Here is a 21,744-nt window from a genome sequence, read left to right on the forward strand (position 1 = left end):
TAATGTTTTGCATTTAAGCTATTGCGGCATTGTATTTACATTTAATTAACCATTTCAATAGTGATTTATTCTTTTCGTTCTCGAAAGCAACTTCCATTAATCACTGCTTATGACTATTTATGCATCAAGAAAGTAAAATAGAGAAGTGATTTTTTATAAATGTTATGTAATACAGGGGATAGAAGGTTTAAAAAGACATGAATAGACAAAGAGACTCGAGAGAATCGCATAGTTTTGCAATCCGCTCACCTCAGCAAAAAGATGAATGATTTGTTAAGAAAAGTGATCGCGATCAGATCGCTTTGCGTGCTAAAAAGTTCGCAAGCAACTCGTGACCTTGCTCAGTTTTGATTGATTCTGGGTGGAACTGCACCGCATCAATTGGCAAGGCTTTATGTTGGTAACCCATTATTTCATCCATGCTTCCGTCCGGCAGTTCTGTCCATGCAGTCAGTTCAAACACGTCGGGTAAAGTACCGTTTTTCACCACAAGAGAGTGATAACGGGTTACCGTGAGTGGGTTATTCAGATTTTTAAACACACTACGACCGTTATGACGAATCGGTGAGGTCTTACCGTGCATCACTTGTCGTGCACGTACCACTTCACCCCCAAACACTTGCGCTATCGCTTGATGGCCAAGGCAAACACCCAATATTGGAAGCTTACCAGCGAAGTGTTCTATCGCTTTCAGTGAAATACCTGCTTCGTTCGGCGTACATGGCCCTGGCGAGATCACCAAATGAGTTGGGTTGAGCGCCTCAATGCCTTGGATATCGATTTCATCGTTACGCACCACCTTTACGTCTGCACCAAGCTCGCAGAAGTATTGGTAAAGGTTGTAGGTAAACGAATCATAATTATCGATAATTAACAGCATGGGACTACATCGTGGAAACCTGAAAGCGAGTATTGTGCCGCCTTTTTATCTAAACGCAAGTACGATCAGTTATTCCACCTCGGCTTGCAGGAACTTACTCAGCAGGCTTTCCAACGCATTTCTTTCTTCAGAGTCGAGACAAGTTAAGTGCTGTTCCATGCTCGCGACATGCGCTTCAAGCACCTGATCTAAAAAGGCAACACCGTCTTCCGTCAATGTCACTCGATTACTTCTGCGGTCGCTTTCGCTCGCTACGCGGTGCACCCAACCTTTTTGTACCAAGCCTTCTAAGCGTGTACTCACTGCACCAGACGAAATCATCAACGTTTTGTACAACGTTGTCGGCGTGACGGGGTCTATGCTACGTCTTAGCGTGGCCAGAATATCGAACTCAATTGCGCTGATCCCAGCATCACCGCACACTTGGCCATGGACCTGTTCCCAGAAGTTTGCCGCGCGACGAATGCGCCCAACCACGCCCATCGAAGAACAATCTAAGTCAGGTCGTGCTTGCTGCCACTGCTGAAGAATCTTATCTACACCGTCCATTACATCATCCCCATTATCATCACCAACTAAAAATCTTTTCAAAAAGATACTTGACCAAAAGAAAAAACGCCATTACTTTTAAAAAACAATCTTTCACAAAAGATACTTTTACAGGAGGTATCATGACCAACGCAGAAAGGATTCAAGCAATACTGCTCACCGCGATTGCTCCCATCGTTTGGGGCAGCACCTACATCGTCACTACTGAGTTGCTACCCGCAGATAGTCCCCTACTCGCGTCTGCGATACGCGCACTTCCGGCGGGATTATTACTCATCGCTTATACGCGGTGCTTTCCGAACCAGCAATGGTGGGGAAAACTCGCATGCCTTGGAGTGCTCAACATCGGACTGTTCTTTTACTGCCTGTTTTTTGCTGCAAGTTACCTACCTGGAGGAACCGCGGCACTGGTCATGTCGAGCCAACCGATCATCGTGATGCTGCTCAGTGGGCTGGTATTAAAAAGTAAGATCGCTTTGAGCCACTGCATCGCAGCAATATTCGGTGTGCTCGGTGTAGCGCTTATCGTCATCAACGAAACGGTGCAGATCAGCGCGCAAGGAATTGCTCTGGCGGTACTAGGCACATTAAGCATGGCAAGTGGCGTGGTGCTAACCAAATACTGGGGACGTCCGAAGGATATGTCGACATTGGCGTTCACTGGCTGGCAACTCCTCGTCGGAGGCATCCTTTTATTACCTGCAGCGCTATGGTTTGAAGGTCTACCGGAGACCATTTCGCTAAAAAACTTGGCCGGATACAGCTACCTAACCATAGTGGGTGCGGTACTCGCTTACGCACTGTGGTTTAAAGGAATCGAGCGTCTTCCTGCAACAAACGTCGCGTTTCTAGGATTTCTGAGTAGCGTCTCGGCGAGCGTGTTGGGCTACGTATTTTTAGATGAAATACTCACACCACTGCAATTGTTAGGTGCAGGAGCAATACTGGTTTCGATCTTTTTGGCCTCCCATAGTCCTAAAGCTGCAAATGCATAACTCCAATAAACAAGATATAAAATTCAAAAGGAAATGATTATGAAACTAACGATTGTCTCTGGCAGCCAAAGGGCAAATTCACAAAGTCTCAACGTAGCTCGTTTTATCAAACAGCACGGTTTGCAAGAATTCGATCAAGTGGAAATCCTCGATCTGCATGAACTGAACCTGCCATTTTGGAATGAAGGCGTTTGGCAAGGTAGCGAAGAGTGGGGTGTCTGGACGCCAATCGCGCAAAAACTGAAAGAGTCTGACGCGTTTGTCTTTATCACACCGGAATGGCACGGGATGGCGACCCCAGCGCTGAAAAACTTCCTATTGCTGACGACCGCAAACGAACTGGCACATAAACCAGCACTATTGGTGAGTGTTAGCGTCAGTATCAACGGTGTTTACCCGATCAGCGAATTACGCATGACTGGCAGCAAAAATAACCATGTGTGCTTTTTGCCTGACCATCTCATTGTACGTGACAGTGATAAACTCATTGATCAAGAGGCGCACAGCGATGACAGTGACTTTGTCGCTCGCACTCAATACACTTTGAAACTGCTCAGCTGCTACGCGAGCGCATTAGCACCAGTGCATCAGGACATGCTGCCGCTCGGTAAACCATTTACCTATGGGATGTAATCGTCATTCAAGCCGCTCAGTATTCGGCGGCTTTTAGTTTAACCTCTCTCCAAGCAACTATTAGCAACGCTAATAGTTTCAGTAGAAATCCGGTTTGTTTGAATTGTTTCAATAGTGTTAAATCACTCTCAATTAAAGGGGAGATGTATGAACATTATTGAAGTCTTAGAACCTTGGTTAGCCGACGCGATTAGTATCCGTCATGCCATTCATAAGCAACCAGAATTAGGTTTTGAAGAAAATAACACTCAAGCGTTAGTGGTTGCCGAGCTCGAAAAGTACGGCGTCGATGAAATCTGTACTGATTTCGCCAAAACGGGCGTGGTGGGTGTGATTCACGGCTCGATCGGGGACGGAAAGAGCATCGGTCTTCGCGCCGACATGGACGCGCTACCCATCCATGAAGCCAACACATTTGCCCACCGTTCGTGCCACGACGGTAAAATGCACGCCTGTGGCCATGACGGTCACACCACTATGTTGCTACTCGCTGCGCGCTACTTGGCCCGGTCGCGTAACTTTGCAGGCAAAGCGGTGCTGATATTCCAACCGGCAGAAGAAGGTCGCGGTGGCGCCGAGACCATGATCACCGACGGCGTGTTAGAGCGCTTCCCGATCGACGAATGCTACGCTCTGCACAATATGCCGGGCATTCCTGAAGGGCATTTCGCATTTAAGACGGGGCCAATAATGGCGAGCTCTGACCGTCTGTTTGTCACTGTCGACGGAAAAAGTGGTCATGCTGGCTTACCACACACAACCCAAGATCCATTGCTTGTCGCGACCCATATTTACCAAGGTATTCAAGGCATGGTCAGCCGCAACTACGACCCGTTTGATCCACTAGTGGTTTCGGTCACACAGCTGCATTGTGGAGAAACAACCAACGCCATCGCCGACCAAGCTCATATGAGCGGTACGTTCCGTACTTTGTCTCAACAAACACGAGATAGCTTGGTTGAACGACTCGAGCAACTAGTAGCTCACAGCGCCAAGGCGCACGGGATGCAAGCAGAATTTAAACTCGGACCAATTTCTCACCCACCGACGGTTAACACCGAAAACGAAACTCGGCGAGCGATCGACGCAGCGGCTCAAACCGTTGGAGCTGAGCGCGTTAACCCAAGCTGTGAAGCTATGCTAACCAGCGAAGACTTCGCCTTTTTCCTCAACAAAGTACCGGGTTGCTACGGCTTTATCGGCAACGGCACTGAGGAGCAAGGATGCAGCGTTGGCCTGCACAACAAAGCCTACGACTTTAACGACCGGCTGCTGCCGATTGGCGCCGCTTACTTTATCAATTTGATTGAACAGCAATAACAACAAATGAGGGGAAGTGACTCCCCTTTTTACACAAAGGAGTGTTCTAACAATGTCGACTGCAATTACGCAAAAATCGAGTTCAGGCGCGTCAATGATCGACCGCATTGAGCGACTGGGCGATAAAGTCCCTCATCCCTTCTATCTGTTTATCTTCCTGTGCCTCAGCGTCATGCTGCTCTCTTGCCTATTCTCGTTTATTGGCGGCGGCGTGACCCATCCATCTACGGGTGAAGTAGTGCACGTTAAGAGCCTAATCAGTGGTGAAGGTCTGGTTTACATCCTGCAATCGACGGTGAATAACTTCGTCTCGTTTAAACCACTCGGATTGGTCTTATGTATGATGCTAGCGGTGGGGCTATTGCAAGAAGTAGGCTTGGCCGACAGTGCAATCAAGCAATCATTGCTCAACGCGCCGCGTCAGTTTGTCACCGCGTCGATTTTCGTCACTGGTATCATCGGTAACCTCGCCTCAGACGCTGCGTTCATTTTGGTTCCCCCTCTCGCAGGTCTGATTTTTGCGGCAACCAACCGCAACCCAATTGTCGGCATCGCCGCAGGTTTTGTCGCGGTCGCGGCTGGGTTTACCGCCAACCTATTTATTGCTGGCACCGATGTATTACTTTCCGGTATTTCAACCGAAGCGTCTGCCATCGTTGAACACGTCGAAGTTAGCCCGGCAGCAAACTGGTACTTTATGTTGCTTTCCGTTCCGATTTTAGTCGTCACAGGGACGCTCATCACCGACAAATACATCGAGCCTAAATTCGCGCATAAAGTGACAACCAACCACGCCGATAGTGAACCGTCTTTTGAAATTACCACTAAGCAAAAGAGTGCGTTGAAATGGGCTGGAGCAGCGTCTTTGGTGTTTATCGCTTTGCTTTTGGCCGCCCTGCTGCCAGCCGATTCACCTCTACGTAATGCAGACGGCGGTTTGGTACCTTCACCTTTCCTAAAAGGGATTATCCCGATCATCATGGCATTCTTCTTTATGAATGCGGTGGTTTACGGCGTCAAAGCGGGTACGATCAAACAAGCCAGTGATATTCCTGACTTGATGTCCAAAGCGCTCAAGGGCGTTGGCGGCTACATTGTCTTGGTATTTGTGATTGCCCAGTTCATTGCTTGGTTTAAGTGGTCTAATTTAGCTATCTTTATTGCGGTGAATGGTGCGGAATGGATTTCGTCTGTCGAGATGCCAAAGCTGGCGATGATGGCGCTGTTTATGATGCTTGCTGGCGTGATGAACATGATTGTGTTTAGTGGTTCGGCGCAATGGGCGATCATGGCCCCGGTATTTATCCCACTCTTTATGTTACTTGGCGTAGACCCGCAAATTACGCAAATGGGCTATCGTATTGCCGACTCCACCACCAACATCATTTCACCGACCAATCCATATATTCCGATGGTACTGGCGCTGATCGCCAAATATAATCCGCAAGTGAAATTTGGTACTTTCCTCGCGATGATGGTGCCATACGCTCTGGTGCTATTTAGTGTTTGGGGCGGGCTATTCCTGATTTACATGCTGACAGGTTTACCCGTCGGGCCAATGTAACGTCGCTTAACGACTGGGGATAAACTCAGCAAAGCCCCAGTCGCTGACATGCTTTTTCAAAATCAAACTGAACTCATCGACTAACTCTCGATGAGTTTCTTTACGTGTAATGAGCCCTACTGAGCGGTACTGAACCGGTTGAACAATCGGAATAAAGCGAACTTCCACGTTGTTGCTCAACTCACCGATAGTGGAAGACAGAATCGTCGAACCTAGTCCGCTGGAAATCATCCCTAATAGCGTTGAGGTATGCGAAGCGCTCAACTCCGGATCATAGGTTAAACCAATGCGTTGAAACGCTTCGTCGGCAAGTGTGCGTAAACTGTTCCCGGGGCTGACACCAATCGACGCGTATTGATGCGCTTGTTCCCAACTGACTTGCTTATGCTCGGCGAGCGGATGGTCTTGCCGGCAAACAAAGCACAGGTAATCGCGAAACAGTAAATCAAAGTTCAATTCTGGGTGATTCGGATTGGTGTTGATGCCGATGTCTGCCTGCCCTTGTAGTACTGAATGGGTAATGTCATCAACCCGTTCTTCAATTAAGCGAAAAGTAAAATCTGGATAGCGCTTTTTCAGGTCATTGAGGGTTTTCGGCGCTAAGGATGCACACAACGTATATAGCGACGAAACCACCAGCGACTTGTTGTAGCCGTGCTGGCGGTCTTTGTTTTGCTGAACTAGTTTATCCAAGCGATTAACGATAAATCGCGCTTCCTGATACAACTGCTCGCCCGCTTCGGTGAGGATGATTTTCCTGCCTTGGCGCTGATAGAGTTCGCTGGCAAGTTGCTGGGTCAGCTTTTTCATCATCTGGCTCAACGCAGACTGGGTGATGTGCACCTTTTCAGCGGCATAAGTAAAATTTTGTTCCTCAGCCAAGGCGATAAAAGCTTTGAGCTGACGATAGCTAATGTCCATTTAGTAGTCTCACCCTTTGCTCTGCTGAAAAAGTATACCCAAACTTGGTAACTAATACGTCAATATGATTATCCATTTCTATATTTTTTCTGAACATAAAGGCCAGCATAGGCTGGCCTTTGGTCTTTACAGCTATTTAGGAACTGTTTGTCAGGAAGTAAATTCGCTTAGCGGCGACGACGGAATAAGCCAAGACCTAGCAGCGCAAATAGAGCACCAAAACCAAACGAACCACCATCTGAATCCTTCGACCCTTCTGTTCCAGCTTCAGTTTGCGTCATTGAAACATCACGAACAGAGCTAAACTTCACGATATTACCTGTCGAGTCAGTCACTTTCTCTTCTAACTGATAATTACCTTGCTCTGGCGTTTGTTCAAACTCAATATTCACGCTACGCGCATCAATATCAGCTTGAACTAAAGTTTGGCTAGCCGAGTAAGCTTTCGTATCGCTGCTTGCCGCAGCCGCTTGTGTGGATGGCGTTAAGTTCACCGTAACAATATCGCCCACAACCGCCGTTGGTGGTAAACGGACATCGACGGCTAAGTTGTCACCTGCTTTCGGTAAATCGATGTCATCATCTGGTAAATCAATCGCGATGATCACTGGATCGTGGTCAGAGGCAGAGAACGCATCTTTGTACTTCGGCATATCACCTGTGTACTTGCTGCTGTATTCGAACAAGTTACTCTCTAGTGAGTTGATGTGCCAATCTTCAATTGCTACCACTTTTTGCGCTAGGCTGCTGCTTGCCAATGCGTGGTCCAAATTACCCAGCTCGCCCGAATAGGTGTAAGAAAACGTATCAGTGCCGTGCAGCAACGTGTTTAAGTTGTGCAGACCGTAACCTTTTTCAATTTTGGTCTTCTCTACTTGAAGTTCACCATCACCAATGGTTGTGTAAGCAGCAGTATAAATGTCACGGCCGTATTTCTCTTTCGAGTAATCAGTCAGTGTCAGAAGTGGGTCTTCCATGCCATAAGCATTGAGGTCGCCCATGAGCAATACATCGCCTTTCACCTCTTTCAACGCTTCACCCACTGCGTGCGCAGCAGAAACGCGGAAGTTGTTACAGTTGCCTTGCAGATCCGCTGGCTCAGAATCTTCTACACCAGCAATCCACTCTTCAATACACTCAGAGCCTTTCGACTTAAAGTGGTTTACGACAATAGACAAATCTTCACCCGTCTCTTTCACCGTAAAGGTCTGAAGTAGACTGTGGCGTTGGTACTTATCGTAAGCAGGGTTACTTTCTGTGCCCTCTTTACGAGTAATTGTGTTTTCTGCAATGTGCTGCTCTGGCGTGATGATCACTTTTGCAGCGTCTTTTGGCGTTACTGCGTTAGCACGATATAAAATCGCCACCATGATCGCATCACTGCCAAAGTATTCGTCTTGGTATTTGTCTTGCTCTTCGATTTCGACATACGTGTAATGATCTTCAGCGTCATCAATCTCAGCATTTAGGGCATCAACTAAGTTTTGGATAGCACTGCCATCACCAAAGCCGTTATTTTCCACTTCCATCAAACCAATGATGTCAGCGTCCATCTTGTTCATCGCCGCAACGATTTTCGCTTGTTGGATCAGGAACTCATCTAGGTTAGTCGCACCACGGTTTTGTCCGGTTGGGTTTTCATGGCCACTGTCAGCCACGGAGTTGAAGTAGTTCAGTACGTTGAAGCTTGCAATACGCAAATCTGAGTCCGCAATCGCTGGGGCATCTTTACGAGCCACATCGAAGCCTTCACCTGAAGTCACAAAGTTGGTGTTATCGACTTCATTGGTCGCAATCAGGCGGTATTCGTTGTAGCTGTAAGCCACGACACCCTGAAGACCTTCTACTCGAGAACCAAGGCGAATGTGCTGCTCAGAAGAGCCATCTTGGTCTGCATCTTTAGCAAAATCTGGGTAGTAAGGAACTTGGCCGTTTGGTGCTTTGCCATCTGATTCTAGGTATACGAGGTTTGCTGCGTTGTCTTTTGCTAGCTCAACGGCTGCATCGCTCTCTGCCGCGTGTAATTGAGTCGGCTTTAACAATGGCGCTTCATGAGAGAGCATCATATTGTTACGACGTGAATCGTAGTCGTAAGAGAAGTTTCGAGTTACAAACAAGTCACTTGCCGAGGTCAACTCAACTTGCATGCCTTCATGACGCTCTAGCGCATCACGTAGTGTCTCACCTTCTTTGATAACAAGATCGGTAACTCGAGGGGTTTCAGAGGTGCCTGTTTTCACATAGCTGTTAGCATCAGAAGCAAGCTGAGTATTGCTGTAATACTCTTGAACTTTACCTTTCACACAAACAACGTCACCAGCTTTCAGCGCCGTGTCCGCCGCGTCAGTATGAATGAACAAGCCTTCTGAGGTCTTGTCGTTGTTGTCGCTTTCTAATGCTTGTAGGTAGAAACCTTTGGTTAGGCCAGTGGTAACAGCAGTCACGACACCAGTTACGAAATGATCTTCGTCAGTAATGTATGGGTAACCATCAATGAATGGAGACGTATCGCCTTCACCTTGAATATCTTGGATGGTAGTGAAGTTAGGTTGCTGACCGTCTACTTCACAAGCGAATGGTGCTGGTGGCTCAGTCGCATTTAGCTCACCAAGGCCGTCAATGTTGTCTTTCTCAAATGCCGTCCACTGAGATGCATCATAAGTAGCAGAAGGGGTTAGTGCATCACTGTTACGAACTAATGTGGTGTCTTTACCAAAATCTACGTCACCCATCACACCGATGATGTCGTGCACTTCACCATCTTTAAGCAGTGCGATCGGGTCGTCACCGTTAAAGTTCGCAACGCTTTTATCTGTGATATCCGAGACAGCTTTGATGGTATCGCTCGCGTCACCATGCGCCAGTACATACACTTGGTTAGCTTGTAGCGTCACTTGGCTAAGGTCGAATGTGCTACCCCAAGTACCACCACCGTTTGATGATTTCGCCAACTCGTAGCCAGTGAGTGTCACCGCAGTATCACCCGTATTAGCGATCTCTACCGCTTTATTATAAGCGCCGCCTTCTACGTATTGGGAAATAATAATCTCTGCGTTCGCGTTTGCACTAAGTGCACTGGCGATGGTTAATGCGAGTATTGAGGGTTTGATTAACGTGTCCATTGTCATACCTGATATTTATGTAAATGCAAACTTAGCTCTGGTTAGAGCCTGCCATTTGCGTCTACTATCAGGTTTATTTATGAAATAAATAAGAATGAGTAATTAAAGCCGTGAAATGAATCACATGTGAATATGAGAAAATATGCCAGAGCATCCCATTCAAACATTTTTTGTAATAAATACAGAGCGCTATTGATAAACAAGTCAGAATTTAGATTGATTACTCAGTTTACTTTTTCACTTCATGTTAAGGAGTAGAAAATACATCACTTGTTGAGTTGCTTATTAACCCAACCGTTCCTGTTACAAATAAAAAATATAATTAGTCACTAATTTAGAATGCTTTAATTTTCACTTGTATCACTGTTCAAGCCCAAGAATCTATTACTCGCTTCGTTCTCTCTTTTACAGGCCCCTCATACTTCAAAGTTTTCATGATTTATTCAATAACTTTTCATTACTCACTAGCCAAAAACATACACAAAAGATATAACACCTGCGCGAGACAATAAGATCTCATTAGCTGTAAACCCAGGAACGACAAATGAAAAAAATTCAACGCAGTGTGCTAGCTCTCTCCCTACTTGGCTTGATAGCGGGGTGTCAGTTGACCGCCAGTGAGCCACTTCAACCTACGGCGAATCAAGACATCATCGAATCAGCCAAAAATGAACTGGATGGTATTGAAGAGCTAGAAGTCAGTGACGAGGGTGTTATTACCTTTACTCAGCGTCTAAGAACGCCAGGAACCTACTGGATTCCAGCGAGAATTAAAGAACTCAGCTACGATATATCATGCGTACAGCTTAGTTACTTCATTGATAGAGGCATGGTTGTGAAGTCTGCCTTTCTAGGGGCTCGAGGACGTGTTGAATATTACGACATGGAACGCTGTATGAAAGACACACCATTTCAGTAATACAGGCATAAAAAAAGCTCCACCAAAGTGGAGCTTTTTCGTATTCGTTCTTAGCAACTATGGGCGAGCTACAAAACCTACTGCTTCGTATGCTTTCTTAAGCGTTTCAGCCGCTCGTGCCGAGGCTTTCTCAGCGCCTTGCTGCATTACCTCGTCCATGTAAGCACGATCAGCGCGAATACGGTGATATTCTGCTTGAATTGGCTCAAGCATTGCTACAACTGCCTCACCAACATCTTTCTTAAATGGGCCATACATTTCTACGCCTTGGTACTTCGCTTCAATCTCTTCGAAGCTCATGCCTGTCGCCGCGGAGTACAGACCCATTAGGTTAGCAATGCCCGCCTTGTTCTCGATATCATGACGGATACTTGGTGGCGTTTCGGTATCGGTTTGCGCTTTGTTGATCTTCTTAAGGATCGACTTAGGCTCTTCCAGCAGCGTGATAACGTTCTTACGGTTGTCATCAGATTTAGACATCTTCTTCGTTGCGTCTTGAAGGCTCATTACACGCGCATTTACTGTCGGAATGTAAGGCTCTGGAACTTGGAAGATTGGCTGCTCTGGCGAGTAAATATTGTTGAAACGCGTTGCGATATCGCGCGCTAATTCTAGATGTTGCTTCTGGTCACTGCCTACAGGTACTTGGTGTGCACCGTAAAGCAAAATGTCAGCCGCCATCAACACCGGGTAGTCAAATAGACCAACGTTTACGTCATTCGCGTAACGTGCCGATTTGTCTTTAAACTGAGTCATACGGCTCAGCTCACCCATTTGAGTGTAGCAGTTAAGAAGCCAACCTAATTGAGCATGCTCTGGTACATGTGACTGAACAAATAGCGTGCTCTTCTTCGGGTCAACACCAACTGCCAGACAAATTGCCAGTGCGTCTAGAGTTGCTTCATGCAGCGCTTTAGGGTCCTGACGAACCGTAATCGCGTGAAGGTCTACCACACAATATTGGCAATCATAATCGTCTTGCATCTGCTGCCATTGACGTAGAGCACCCAAGTAGTTACCGATACTTAGTTCACCTGAAGGTTGAACACCACTCAATACAATGGGTTTGCTCATTAGAATGATTCCTTTGACTTCTTAATCTAATTAAATGAAAAAAACCGTGCAGTAATAGGTGCACGGTTTACTCAGTGTACTCATTAACGAGTATTTTGGAAGCTCTTTTGTAGCCGTTATGCAGAAACCGCTACAACGTCCAATAATTCTGCCAAACTGTCAGCGACGAAATCTGGATTTGATGCTGAAATAGGTTCACCGTGGTTGTAACCATATGTCAGACCAAATGAGGCACAGCCTGCATTCTTTGCTGCGAGAATGTCGTTTTTCGAGTCGCCAACCATCAGCATTTCACTTGGTTGGATTTGGTGCTTTTCCATCAACCAGTTCAATGCTACTGGGTTTGGTTTTTTCTCTGGGAATGCATCACCGCCAAGGACATCAACGAAGTATTTTGCGATGTCGTGCTTTTCCAAAACGTCAGGCACAAACTTTGAAGGTTTGTTAGTCACCAACGCCATAACAAAGCCCGCTTTGTGCAGCTCTGCTAGTGTCTCTTTTACCGTTGGGTAAAGATGACTTAGCTTGTGACCGCTTTGCTCGTAGTAGTCATCAAACAATACACGCGCTTTAGCACGAAGCTCTTCACTCAGCTCTGGGTTGATGGTCAGGCTTTGGCTTAATGAGCGACCAATAAGCACGTCTGCGCCGTTACCCACATAATCACGAACTTGTTCTTCTGAAACCGATGGAAAGCCAAGCGCCTGTACTGCTTGGTCTGCCGCGACAGCTAGATCTGGCACGCTATCAAGCAAAGTACCATCTAGATCGAAGGCGATGAATTTAATGTCTTGTTGAGTCATAACTTCCCTGAGGATTTTTATTTATAAATCGGTGAAAACGACAAAGGATGGCACCCCATCCTTTGTTTTTATCATTATGTCTGATTCTACAGTAACTGTTTGTTTCGTCGTTACTTTGCAGCAATACGCTGACGAACTGCCTCAAACAAACAGATGCCGGATGCCACAGATACGTTCAAGCTTGAAACGCTACCAGCCATTGGGATCTTAATCAAATCGTCGCAGGTTTCACGAGTCAGACGACGCATACCGTCACCTTCTGCCCCCATTACGATAGCAAGGGGTCCAGTCAGTTTTGCTTGGTAGATGTCGTGCGTTGCTTCGCCCGCAGTACCAACAAACCAGATGCCTTTCTCTTGCAATGTACGCATAGTACGAGCCAAGTTAGTCACTCGGATCAATGGTACGACTTCAGCTGCACCACAAGCGACTTTACTTACCGTCGCATTCATTGGCGCAGAACGATCTTTCGGTACGATGATCGCCGCAGCACCTGCCGCATCTGCGTTACGTAAACACGCACCAAGATTGTGTGGATCGGTCACGCCGTCTAACACTAAGAGCAGTGGTGATTCGTGCTTTGCAAGGATGTCATCAATATCGTTCTCATTCAGCTGCTTCGCTGGTTTCACACGAGCGATGATGCCTTGGTGATTTGCACCGCGTGCTTTGTCATCCAAGGTTTTACGTGTCATCTGCTGAATAGAAACACCACAAACCTGAAGATCATTTAGGATTGGCATTAGGCGATCATCTTGACGACCTTTTAAAACGTACGCCTCGATAAAACGCTCTGGTTCGCGCTCCAATACCGCCTTCACTGCGTGAATGCCGTAGATAAATTCGTTACTCATTGTTTAACCTGTTGTTCTGGTCGTATTGCCTGCGCCAACCGAGTTTGAACTAAGTTGGCGCTTCAACCTACTGCGCTTCTTTTTTAGTGCGCTTGGTTTTCTTCGGCTTACTGTGCGGCTTCTTTTTACGTGCTTTTTTCACTTTAGGCTTCTCGTTGCCTTGGGCGTCACCACGTTTTGGGCCATTACGCTTACTCGTTGCGCCCGTTTCTTCTGGGCGTTTAGTTGGCTCTATCGCAGGAATTGCACGAGCCGCGCCACCTTCTTTCGATGAAGAGCGAGTCGCAGCGCGTTTTTTATCTTTCGCTTTGCGTTTTGCTTCCGCTGCGCGTTTCTTCGCAGTCTTACCTTCGCCGCGTAGCTTACGACTTGTTTCGACCAATTCAAAGTCAATTTGCTTGTCATCGAGGTTAACAGCCAGTACTTTTACTTTTACTGCATCACCTAAGCGGTAGATGTTACCGAAACTTTCACCAATAAGTCGTTGACCAATCGGGTCAAATTGATAGTAGTCGTTCGCAAGGGTAGAAATATGTACCAAACCATCGATGTGCAAATCCGTTAAACGTACAAAGAAGCCAAAGCTAGTGACATTAGCGATAACACCGTCTAGTTCGTCACCGACGTGGTCTTGCATATATTCACACTTCAGCCAATCCGCAACATCACGTGTTGCATCATCAGCACGGCGCTCTGTCATCGAACATTGTTCGCCGTAAAAATCCATGTCGTCAAACGAGTAATGATAGCCACCTGTTGGTGTCCAGCGATCTTGATTACGACCTTCTTCTTTAGCAATCAGATACTTGATTGCACGGTGAAGTAACAAGTCAGGGTAACGACGAATTGGCGACGTAAAGTGCGCATAGCGTTTCAATGCCAACCCAAAGTGCCCCGCGTTATCTGCGTTGTATACCGCTTGCTTCATTGAGCGTAGCAGCATGGTCTGAATCAACTCTTGATCTTGACGCCCGGAGATTTGACGTGCGAGATCAGCATAGTCCGTTGGTGAAGGCTCTAAACCACCTTTTAGCTCAAGACCAAGTTCACTTAAGAAGTCACGGAAACCTTGCAGGCGTAATTCACCTGGAGATTCGTGGATACGATAAAGCGCGGGCTCTTTCGCTTTTTCTACCAGCGATGCCGAAGCAATGTTGGCTAAAATCATACATTCTTCGATGATCTTATGCGCGTCATTACGAATTACTGGCTCAATGCTTTCGATTTTACGTTCCGCATTGAAAATAAATTTGGTTTCAACGGTTTCAAATTCGATTGCACCGCGTTGATCTCGTGCTTCTTTCAGCACTTTGTACATCTTGTGCAACTCTTCTAGATGAGAAACAAGCGGCTGGTAGCGCTCACGTAGTTCTTCATCCCCTTCTAGAATCGCGCTCACTTTGCTATATGTGAGACGAGCGTGCGAGTTCATCACCGCCTCGTAATGCTTGTAACCAGACAGCTTACCTGTATCGGAAATGGTCATTTCGCACACCATACACAAGCGATCTACTTGCGGGTTAAGCGAACATAGACCGTTCGACAGTACTTCTGGCAACATTGGCACAACTTGCGAAGGGAAATATACTGAGTTACCACGATTGATCGCTTCTTTGTCCAACGCAGAGTCAGGACGAACGTAGTAACTGACGTCAGCAATCGCTACCCATAAACGCCAACCACCTTCTTTGTTCTTTTCACAGTAAACGGCATCATCAAAGTCTCGTGCGTCTTCGCCGTCAATGGTCACTAGTGGCAAATCACGTAGATCCACACGACCAACTTTCGCTTCTTCTGGTACTTCTTCGCCTAAGTTTTCGATTTGTTTATCGACGGCTTCTGGCCATTCGTGAGGGATTTGGTGTGTACGAATCGCAATTTGTGTTTCCATACCTGGTGCCATGTTTTCACCAAGGACTTCAACCACTTTACCCATCATGCCGCGTGAGCGTGAGCCACGATCAGTAATTTCAATTACGACTACGTTACCCATGCGTGCACCCGCTTTGTGCTCATTTGGGATCAGGATATCTTGGCTGATACGCGAGTCATCTGGGACAACATAGGAGTATCCATATTCAAGGAAGAAACGACCAACGATTTGATCATTGCGCTCCTCTAGCACACGCACCAAACGTCCTTCACGGCGGCCGCGCTTGCTGTTGTCTGTCGGTTGCACTAAGACAAAATCACCGTGGATGATGTTCTTCATCTGATGGTGCGGTAACAGAATATCATCATCCTTGCCGACGCTGCCTTCTGGACGTACCCAACCATGGCCATCACGATGACCAATCACGTAACCTTTCACCATTTCAAGTTTTTCAGGCAATGCATAGCACTGACGACGGGTAAACACCAGTTGGCCATCTCGCTCCATCGCACGTAGCCGACGACGCAACCCTTCGTATTGCTCTTCGCCCTCAAGCTTTAGTGCCTCAAACAAGTCGTTACGATTCATTGGAACGCCCGCTTGCTCTAGAAACTCGATGATAAACTCTCGGCTTGGAATTGGATTTTCGTAATTTTTGGATTCACGATCTGCAAAAGGATCGTTTGGAATATTGTCTGACATAGGCACGCCTATCTAGCAAGGAAGGTATATGGCTAGTATATCTGAGTCTCTCGATAAGCTACAGAATTGCTTTGAAAAAAGAATGATCGAGATCGACTCTAGGCATGCAAATGAGTTAAGGACGAGCCAGCAAGATCAAAAGTTCAGAATTGTCACTGAGCAAGGATTCAATCGTGCAGTCATCCAACTCCGCCAGAAAGGCACTTTTTGCTTTCGCCAATTTATCTTTGAGGCGGCAAGCAGGGGTAATATGGCAAAAATCCACACCACAGTTGACTAAATCTAACGGCTCTAAATCGCGCACAACACCACCGACTGTGATTTCAGACGCTGGCTTCATCAGCCGGATACCACCGTTTTTTCCGCGCACGGTATGGACATAACCCAACTGCCCTAACCGATTGATAACTTTAACCATATGGTTGCGCGACACACCAAATAAATCCGTCACTTCGGTAATGCTGGTTAACTCATCTTCCGGCAACGAAGCCAAGAAAATTAAGGTTCTCAACGCATAATCAGTGAAACTAGTTAACTGCATATTCTCTCCCAAAGTGCGACTCAATAACCCGCTGGTGATGCTAAAACCCCAAACTTGAGCTATCGATAAAAGTGTAAATCTTTTCTTGATCGAAAGATACATTTGAGATACAACTTTAAACATGCATTATAAATACAACTTAAAGTAGGAAGCCCTTATGCTCAGCAATCAAACTATCGAGATCGTCAAAGCGACCGCACCACTCATCGCCGAAACAGGACCAAAACTGACCGCGCACTTTTACGAGCGTATGTTTACTCATAACCCTGAGTTGAAAGATATTTTTAACATGAGTAACCAGCGTAACGGCGATCAGCGTGAAGCATTATTCAACGCTATCTGTGCCTATGCTGCCAATATTGAAAATTTGCCAGCTCTGCTTGGCGCAGTAGAGAAAATTGCGCATAAGCACACGAGCTTTTTGATCACAGAAGATCAGTACCAAATCGTTGGTAAGCATTTACTTGCGACAATCGATGAGCTTTTTAATCCAGGTCAAGAAGTGTTGGATGCTTGGGCTGAGGCTTACGGCGTACTTGCGAATGTATTTATTCAGCGCGAAGAACAAATTTACCAACAAAATGAAGCTTTGGAAGGCGGCTGGCGCGGTCTACGCGAATTTGAATTAGTCGATAAAAAGATTGAGAGCGAGCACATTTGCAGCTTTGTGTTCAAGCCAACCGATGGCCAAAAAGTGGCGCCGTATAAACCGGGACAATACCTTGGCATCTACATCAACAGTGACCAGTTAGAAAACCAAGAAATTCGCCAATATAGCCTGTCTTCTGCGGTCCAAGAGAACACCTACCGTATCTCAGTAAAACGTGAAGAAGGCGGAAAAGTGTCGAACTACCTGCACGATAGCCTGAACATTGGCGAAAAAGTGCAGCTTGCGGCCCCTGCCGGTGATTTCTTTATGGATGCCGAACCACAAACACCCCTTGTTCTAATTTCTGCTGGTGTGGGACTTACTCCAACGCTGTCAATGCTAGAAAGTCTCTCAGCACATCAAGCACCTGTAACTTGGGTTCATGCAACAGAAAATGGCCAACAGCATGCTTTCAAGCAACACGTAAACCAACTCGTTGCAGAAAAAGAAAATATGAACGCGCTCGTTTGGTATAACCAACCAACGGCAGAAGACAAGCTAGGCGAAGACTTCCACTTCACGGGCTTTGTCAATCTGTATGAAATTGAAGCTGCATTAAAGCAAGATAACGTGCAGGTATACTTCTGTGGTCCTGTAGGATTTATGCAGCACGTAGCGAAACAGCTATTAGAACTTGGCGTACCAGAAGAGCAATTCCATTACGAATGCTTCGGTCCACACAAAGTGGTTTAAGCGCTACCAACTATCGGGAAAACAACAAAGCCCACGTGACGTGGGCTTTGTTGTATGAAGTTGTTTGCAATATTGAAGCGTTACCAAAAGGTGTCTCGCCGTTTAGCTCGAGCAATAACGTTTTGTGGCATGCGCTGTTCAAGGCCGTTTCTCAATACAGTTATGCGCTTATGCTGCCGCTTATCTGCTGTGACAGAGTTATATAACCAACGATACGCATCTTCGTAATCGAGTGGACTGCCATAATCACGTAAAAGCAACTCGGCCAGATGAATACGCGCGTTTAGGTTTCCCATTGACGCAGCTTCTCGCAAATATGGAATTGCACGTTCTTTATCTTGCTGTACTAAAGTGCCACGCGAATAGTATCGGCCAATCTGCTCTAGTGCAGCAGGTAACCCCTGATGCGCTGCATTTTCGATGTAGTAAAGACCCAGTTCGACATCTTGCTCGACACACACCCCCCAAGCCAACATATCTCCGTACAGAAATTCATAAGCGGGTAAGTTAATTCGAGTCGCACGAGCTACGATATCCTCCACCAGCTGGCAGTTATCAGCGCGCACACGTTGTAAGTGCTTATTTTGCTCAATAAGCTTTATCAGCTCTGCTTCGGTATAGATCGGAACTGGTGTCCCCACATCAGCAACATTGGCTTTCACTGTGGTAGCAACCAAGGTCAACAACAGTGAAGCAGCCACTGTTCGTAACTTCATAAACGTACCCTTAAGGTATCTAAGAAACCAAAGATCGATGAAGGATCTCCTCTGCTTGATAACCTTATCGGCAAAAAACAGCTAAGCTTTAGACAATTTTTGCCTCTGATTTAGGCTCAGCGGCAAAAGCTTGCCATATGAGAGTCACGCTGTTTTTGTTCAGATACAAAAAAGCCGACCAGAAGGTCGGCTTTTGCAATCTTTAACGGCTATCAATTAAGCTTCGAATGGGTGAACTTTGATGATAGTTTCGTTACGGTCAGGACCTGTAGAGATGATGTCTACTGGAACGCCAGTTAGCTCTTCAATACGCTTGATGTAGTCAAGAGCTGCTTGTGGTAGAGCATCTAGTGACTTAGCACCAAATGTGTTCTCAGACCAACCAGGCATTGTTTCGTAGATTGGCGTTGCTTTTTCGAATGCTTCAGCAGCCATCGGAGAAACTTCTAGCACAGAGCCATCTTCCATCTTGTAACCAGTACAGATTTTTAGCTCTTCTAGACCATCTAGTACGTCTAGTTTAGTTAGACAGAAACCAGATACAGAGTTGATTTGGATTGCACGACGCATAGCAACAGCATCGAACCAACCTGTACGACGTAGACGACCAGTTGTCGCACCGAACTCGTGGCCAACTTCACCTAAGTGCTTACCAATTGGATCTTGCTTATCTAAACCGTCGTATAGTTCAGTCGGGAATGGACCAGCACCAACGCGAGTACAGTACGCTTTTGCGATACCCAAGATGTAACCGATGTGACGAGGACCAAAACCAGAACCTGCAGCAACACCACCAGCAGTCGTGTTAGAAGACGTTACGTACGGGTAAGTACCGTGGTCGATATCAAGTAGTGTACCTTGTGCACCTTCGAACATGATCTTGTCGCCGCGCTTACGTGCTGCGTCTAGTTCGTCAGTTACGTCGATAACCATTGACGTTAGTAGTTCAGCGTAGCCTTTAGCTTGCTCAAGTACTTCTTCGTAGCTTACTGGCTCCGCTTTGTAGAAGTTAACTAGTTGGAAGTTATGGAACTCCATGACTTCTTTTAGCTTCTCTGCGAAAGTCGCCATATCGAATAGGTCGCCAACGCGTAGACCGCGACGAGCAACTTTATCTTCGTATGCTGGACCGATACCACGACCAGTAGTACCGATAGCTTTTTTACCGCGAGCGATTTCGCGAGCTTGGTCCATTGCAACGTGGTAAGGAAGAATTAGCGGACATGCTTCAGAAATGAAAAGACGCTCGCGTACTGGAATACCGCGCTCTTCAAGAGGCTTCATTTCTTTAAGTAGAGCTTCAGGTGATAGTACAACACCGTTACCGATAACACATTTTACGTTATCGCGAAGGATACCTGATGGAATTAAGTGAAGAACGGTTTTTTCACCGTCAATTACGAGAGTGTGACCTGCGTTGTGACCGCCTTGGTAGCGTACCACGTATTTTGCATCTTCAGTTAAAAGGTCTACGATTTTACCTTTACCTTCGTCACCCCATTGGGTGCCTAGAACGACTACGTTATTTCCCATCTTTCCAAGTCTGATTGCTAGTTAAAAATGGATTCTAGCACCGAATCACGCTTCTTGCAGTCATTTTTTGTTCACAGAGTTGCTACCAGAATGTCATCTTGCCGCTTTGTTCATTTTGAAATCAGCATATCACTGATAGTATTTAGCTTTCTCTATTCGACTGGAAAGCGCTATGTCTGAATCCATATGGTTGGCGATTGGGCTCGTCTTGATCGTGGAAGGCATTGGGCCACTGATTGCTCCTAACGGTTGGCGGAATATGGTGGCTCAATTAAGTGAACAACCCAACAATCAGCTACGACGCATCGGTGGCTGCCTAGTAGTTGCTGGAGCCGTAATCGCCATCATGATGAGCTAGCACTTAGCATCAGATACAAAAAAGGCTCCCTAAGGAGCCTTTTATTTCAATGAGACGCGGAGATTATTTCTCCATGCTGCCCTTCGACTGGTTCATGTATTGGAAGAACTCACTCTTCGGATCAAGTACCAGAATATCGCTCTTAGAGCTGAAGGACTTCTCATACGCACGTAGCGAGCGTAGGAAGCTAAAGAACTCAGGGTCTTTGTTGTATGCTTCAGCATAAATCTTCGCAGCTTCAGCATCCGCCTCACCTCGTGTCACACGCGCAGTTTTATCAGCTTCAGCTAGAATAGTTGCTACTTCTAGTTCTGCTTGAGCACGAATAACTTCCGCTTTTTCACGACCTTGAGAACGGTGCTTACGAGCAACGGACTCACGCTCCGCACGCATACGACGGTAGATAGACTCACTGATTTCATCAGGCAGGTTGATTTTCTTCATTCGGAAATCAACGACACGAACACCCAAGTCTTTCATTGCGCTTTCACGCGTGTCTTTCAATACTTCAGACATGATTAGGTCGCGTTCACCATCAATCTCAAGCGCCTCACGAGCCGCTTCAGTTGCGACAACATCGGCACTTGCGTCTTCTGGTAGCACATCATCGTTACGTGGACCAGATACGATCTGTTTGATTTCACGAGCACCGATTTCAGAACGAAGCACGTCCGTCACTTTACGCTCAAGTAGTGCCTCTGCTGTTAGCGAGTTACCACCGCCTGTCGCGAGGTAGTAGCGACCAAAATCTTCAATACGCCACTTCACGTAGGTATCAATGATAACGTCTTTTTTCTCAGACGTTACGAAACGGTCTGCACGACCATCCATTGTTTGGATACGTGCATCAAGTTGTTTCACACGGTCAAACAAAGGCATCTTGAAATGCAGACCAGGCTCGTAAATTCGAGTGATGTCGTTGTTGTCTTTCAAGACACGACCAAATCGAACCACGATACCGCGCTCACCTTCAGGAATCACAAACAAAGACATCAACATTAATGCCAGTGCGATTACCAGTACAGGGATCATTAACTTACGCATT

At 46.5% G+C, this 21,744-nt stretch carries 19 protein-coding genes; 7 read left to right on the forward strand and 12 right to left on the reverse strand.

What is annotated here, in order from left to right; genetic code table 11:
- Positions 1 to 292: 292 nt before the first annotated feature.
- The gene (locus R7M72_RS21965) at positions 293 to 880 is read right to left on the reverse strand and encodes an aminodeoxychorismate/anthranilate synthase component II (protein WP_031780782.1); all 588 of its coding nucleotides are present in this window, start codon (positions 878 to 880) and stop codon (positions 293 to 295) included.
- A gap of 69 nt (positions 881 to 949) precedes the next feature.
- On the reverse strand, positions 950 to 1,429 hold the full coding sequence (locus R7M72_RS21970) for a MarR family winged helix-turn-helix transcriptional regulator (RefSeq protein WP_033907165.1): 480 nt from the start codon (positions 1,427 to 1,429) through the stop codon (positions 950 to 952).
- 122 nt (positions 1,430 to 1,551) lie between these two features.
- Between R7M72_RS21970 and R7M72_RS21975 the strand changes: the two genes are divergently transcribed.
- From R7M72_RS21975 to R7M72_RS21990, 4 genes are all read left to right on the forward strand, one after another.
- Entirely contained in the window at positions 1,552 to 2,424 is an 873-nt protein-coding gene (locus tag R7M72_RS21975) for an EamA family transporter (RefSeq protein WP_053303042.1), read from the forward strand.
- 39 nt (positions 2,425 to 2,463) lie between these two features.
- On the forward strand, positions 2,464 to 3,057 hold the full coding sequence (locus R7M72_RS21980) for an NADPH-dependent FMN reductase (protein WP_053303041.1): 594 nt from the start codon (positions 2,464 to 2,466) through the stop codon (positions 3,055 to 3,057).
- Positions 3,058 to 3,204: 147 nt separating this feature from the next.
- A complete protein-coding gene (locus tag R7M72_RS21985; RefSeq protein WP_053303040.1) occupies positions 3,205 to 4,377 on the forward strand; it encodes a M20 aminoacylase family protein in 1,173 nt (390 codons plus the stop codon).
- 52 nt (positions 4,378 to 4,429) lie between these two features.
- Complete coding sequence (locus tag R7M72_RS21990) at positions 4,430 to 5,941, forward strand: AbgT family transporter (RefSeq protein ID WP_053303039.1); 1,512 nt, start codon at positions 4,430 to 4,432, stop codon at positions 5,939 to 5,941.
- Between the two features lie 6 nt (positions 5,942 to 5,947).
- Here R7M72_RS21990 and R7M72_RS21995 read toward each other — a convergent pair whose 3' ends face one another.
- Entirely contained in the window at positions 5,948 to 6,862 is a 915-nt protein-coding gene (locus R7M72_RS21995; protein WP_033907171.1) for a LysR family transcriptional regulator, read from the reverse strand.
- Between the two features lie 167 nt (positions 6,863 to 7,029).
- Positions 7,030 to 9,984: an ExeM/NucH family extracellular endonuclease gene (locus R7M72_RS22000; protein WP_318056328.1), complete on the reverse strand. Its 2,955-nt coding sequence runs from the start codon at positions 9,982 to 9,984 to the stop codon at positions 7,030 to 7,032.
- 544 nt (positions 9,985 to 10,528) lie between these two features.
- Here R7M72_RS22000 and R7M72_RS22005 point away from each other — a divergent pair.
- Complete coding sequence (locus tag R7M72_RS22005; protein WP_005381401.1) at positions 10,529 to 10,903, forward strand: hypothetical protein; 375 nt, start codon at positions 10,529 to 10,531, stop codon at positions 10,901 to 10,903.
- Between the two features lie 57 nt (positions 10,904 to 10,960).
- On the opposite strand, the gene trpS is transcribed toward R7M72_RS22005, so the two are convergent.
- The 5 genes from trpS to nsrR all read right to left on the reverse strand — a co-directional run bounded on the left by trpS (position 10,961) and on the right by nsrR (position 16,750).
- Positions 10,961 to 11,977 carry a tryptophan--tRNA ligase gene (gene trpS, locus R7M72_RS22010; protein ID WP_005381398.1) on the reverse strand — a complete coding sequence of 339 codons (1,017 nt, stop codon included), beginning with the start codon at positions 11,975 to 11,977 and terminating at the stop codon, positions 10,961 to 10,963.
- 116 nt (positions 11,978 to 12,093) lie between these two features.
- Positions 12,094 to 12,780 carry a phosphoglycolate phosphatase gene (locus R7M72_RS22015; RefSeq protein WP_005382834.1) on the reverse strand — a complete coding sequence of 229 codons (687 nt, stop codon included), beginning with the start codon at positions 12,778 to 12,780 and terminating at the stop codon, positions 12,094 to 12,096.
- A 110-nt stretch (positions 12,781 to 12,890) separates the two neighbouring features.
- Positions 12,891 to 13,634 (reverse strand): 23S rRNA (guanosine(2251)-2'-O)-methyltransferase RlmB, encoded by a 744-nt coding sequence (rlmB, locus tag R7M72_RS22020; protein ID WP_047103967.1) that lies wholly within the window; start codon positions 13,632 to 13,634, stop codon positions 12,891 to 12,893.
- 67 nt (positions 13,635 to 13,701) lie between these two features.
- A complete protein-coding gene (rnr, locus tag R7M72_RS22025) occupies positions 13,702 to 16,209 on the reverse strand; it encodes a ribonuclease R (protein WP_053303036.1) in 2,508 nt (835 codons plus the stop codon).
- A 115-nt stretch (positions 16,210 to 16,324) separates the two neighbouring features.
- Positions 16,325 to 16,750 carry a nitric oxide-sensing transcriptional repressor NsrR gene (gene nsrR, locus R7M72_RS22030; RefSeq protein ID WP_005381392.1) on the reverse strand — a complete coding sequence of 142 codons (426 nt, stop codon included), beginning with the start codon at positions 16,748 to 16,750 and terminating at the stop codon, positions 16,325 to 16,327.
- Between the two features lie 157 nt (positions 16,751 to 16,907).
- Between nsrR and hmpA the strand changes: the two genes are divergently transcribed.
- Positions 16,908 to 18,092 carry an NO-inducible flavohemoprotein gene (hmpA, locus tag R7M72_RS22035; protein ID WP_318056329.1) on the forward strand — a complete coding sequence of 395 codons (1,185 nt, stop codon included), beginning with the start codon at positions 16,908 to 16,910 and terminating at the stop codon, positions 18,090 to 18,092.
- Positions 18,093 to 18,172: 80 nt separating this feature from the next.
- Here hmpA and motX read toward each other — a convergent pair whose 3' ends face one another.
- The gene (gene motX, locus R7M72_RS22040) at positions 18,173 to 18,808 is read right to left on the reverse strand and encodes a flagellar protein MotX (RefSeq protein ID WP_167415495.1); all 636 of its coding nucleotides are present in this window, start codon (positions 18,806 to 18,808) and stop codon (positions 18,173 to 18,175) included.
- A 216-nt stretch (positions 18,809 to 19,024) separates the two neighbouring features.
- Positions 19,025 to 20,341: an adenylosuccinate synthase gene (locus R7M72_RS22045; RefSeq protein ID WP_005381385.1), complete on the reverse strand. Its 1,317-nt coding sequence runs from the start codon at positions 20,339 to 20,341 to the stop codon at positions 19,025 to 19,027.
- Positions 20,342 to 20,513: 172 nt separating this feature from the next.
- Between R7M72_RS22045 and R7M72_RS22050 the strand changes: the two genes are divergently transcribed.
- Complete coding sequence (locus R7M72_RS22050) at positions 20,514 to 20,699, forward strand: DUF2065 domain-containing protein (protein ID WP_005381383.1); 186 nt, start codon at positions 20,514 to 20,516, stop codon at positions 20,697 to 20,699.
- A 63-nt stretch (positions 20,700 to 20,762) separates the two neighbouring features.
- Here the strand turns inward: R7M72_RS22050 and hflC are convergent, their stop codons facing one another.
- Positions 20,763 to 21,743 carry a protease modulator HflC gene (hflC, locus tag R7M72_RS22055; RefSeq protein ID WP_005381382.1) on the reverse strand — a complete coding sequence of 327 codons (981 nt, stop codon included), beginning with the start codon at positions 21,741 to 21,743 and terminating at the stop codon, positions 20,763 to 20,765.
- Between the last annotated feature and the right edge of the window lies 1 nt (position 21,744).

Source organism: Vibrio sp. YT-18 (assembly GCF_033337345.1).
Classification (GTDB): Bacteria; Pseudomonadota; Gammaproteobacteria; order Enterobacterales; family Vibrionaceae; genus Vibrio; species Vibrio alginolyticus.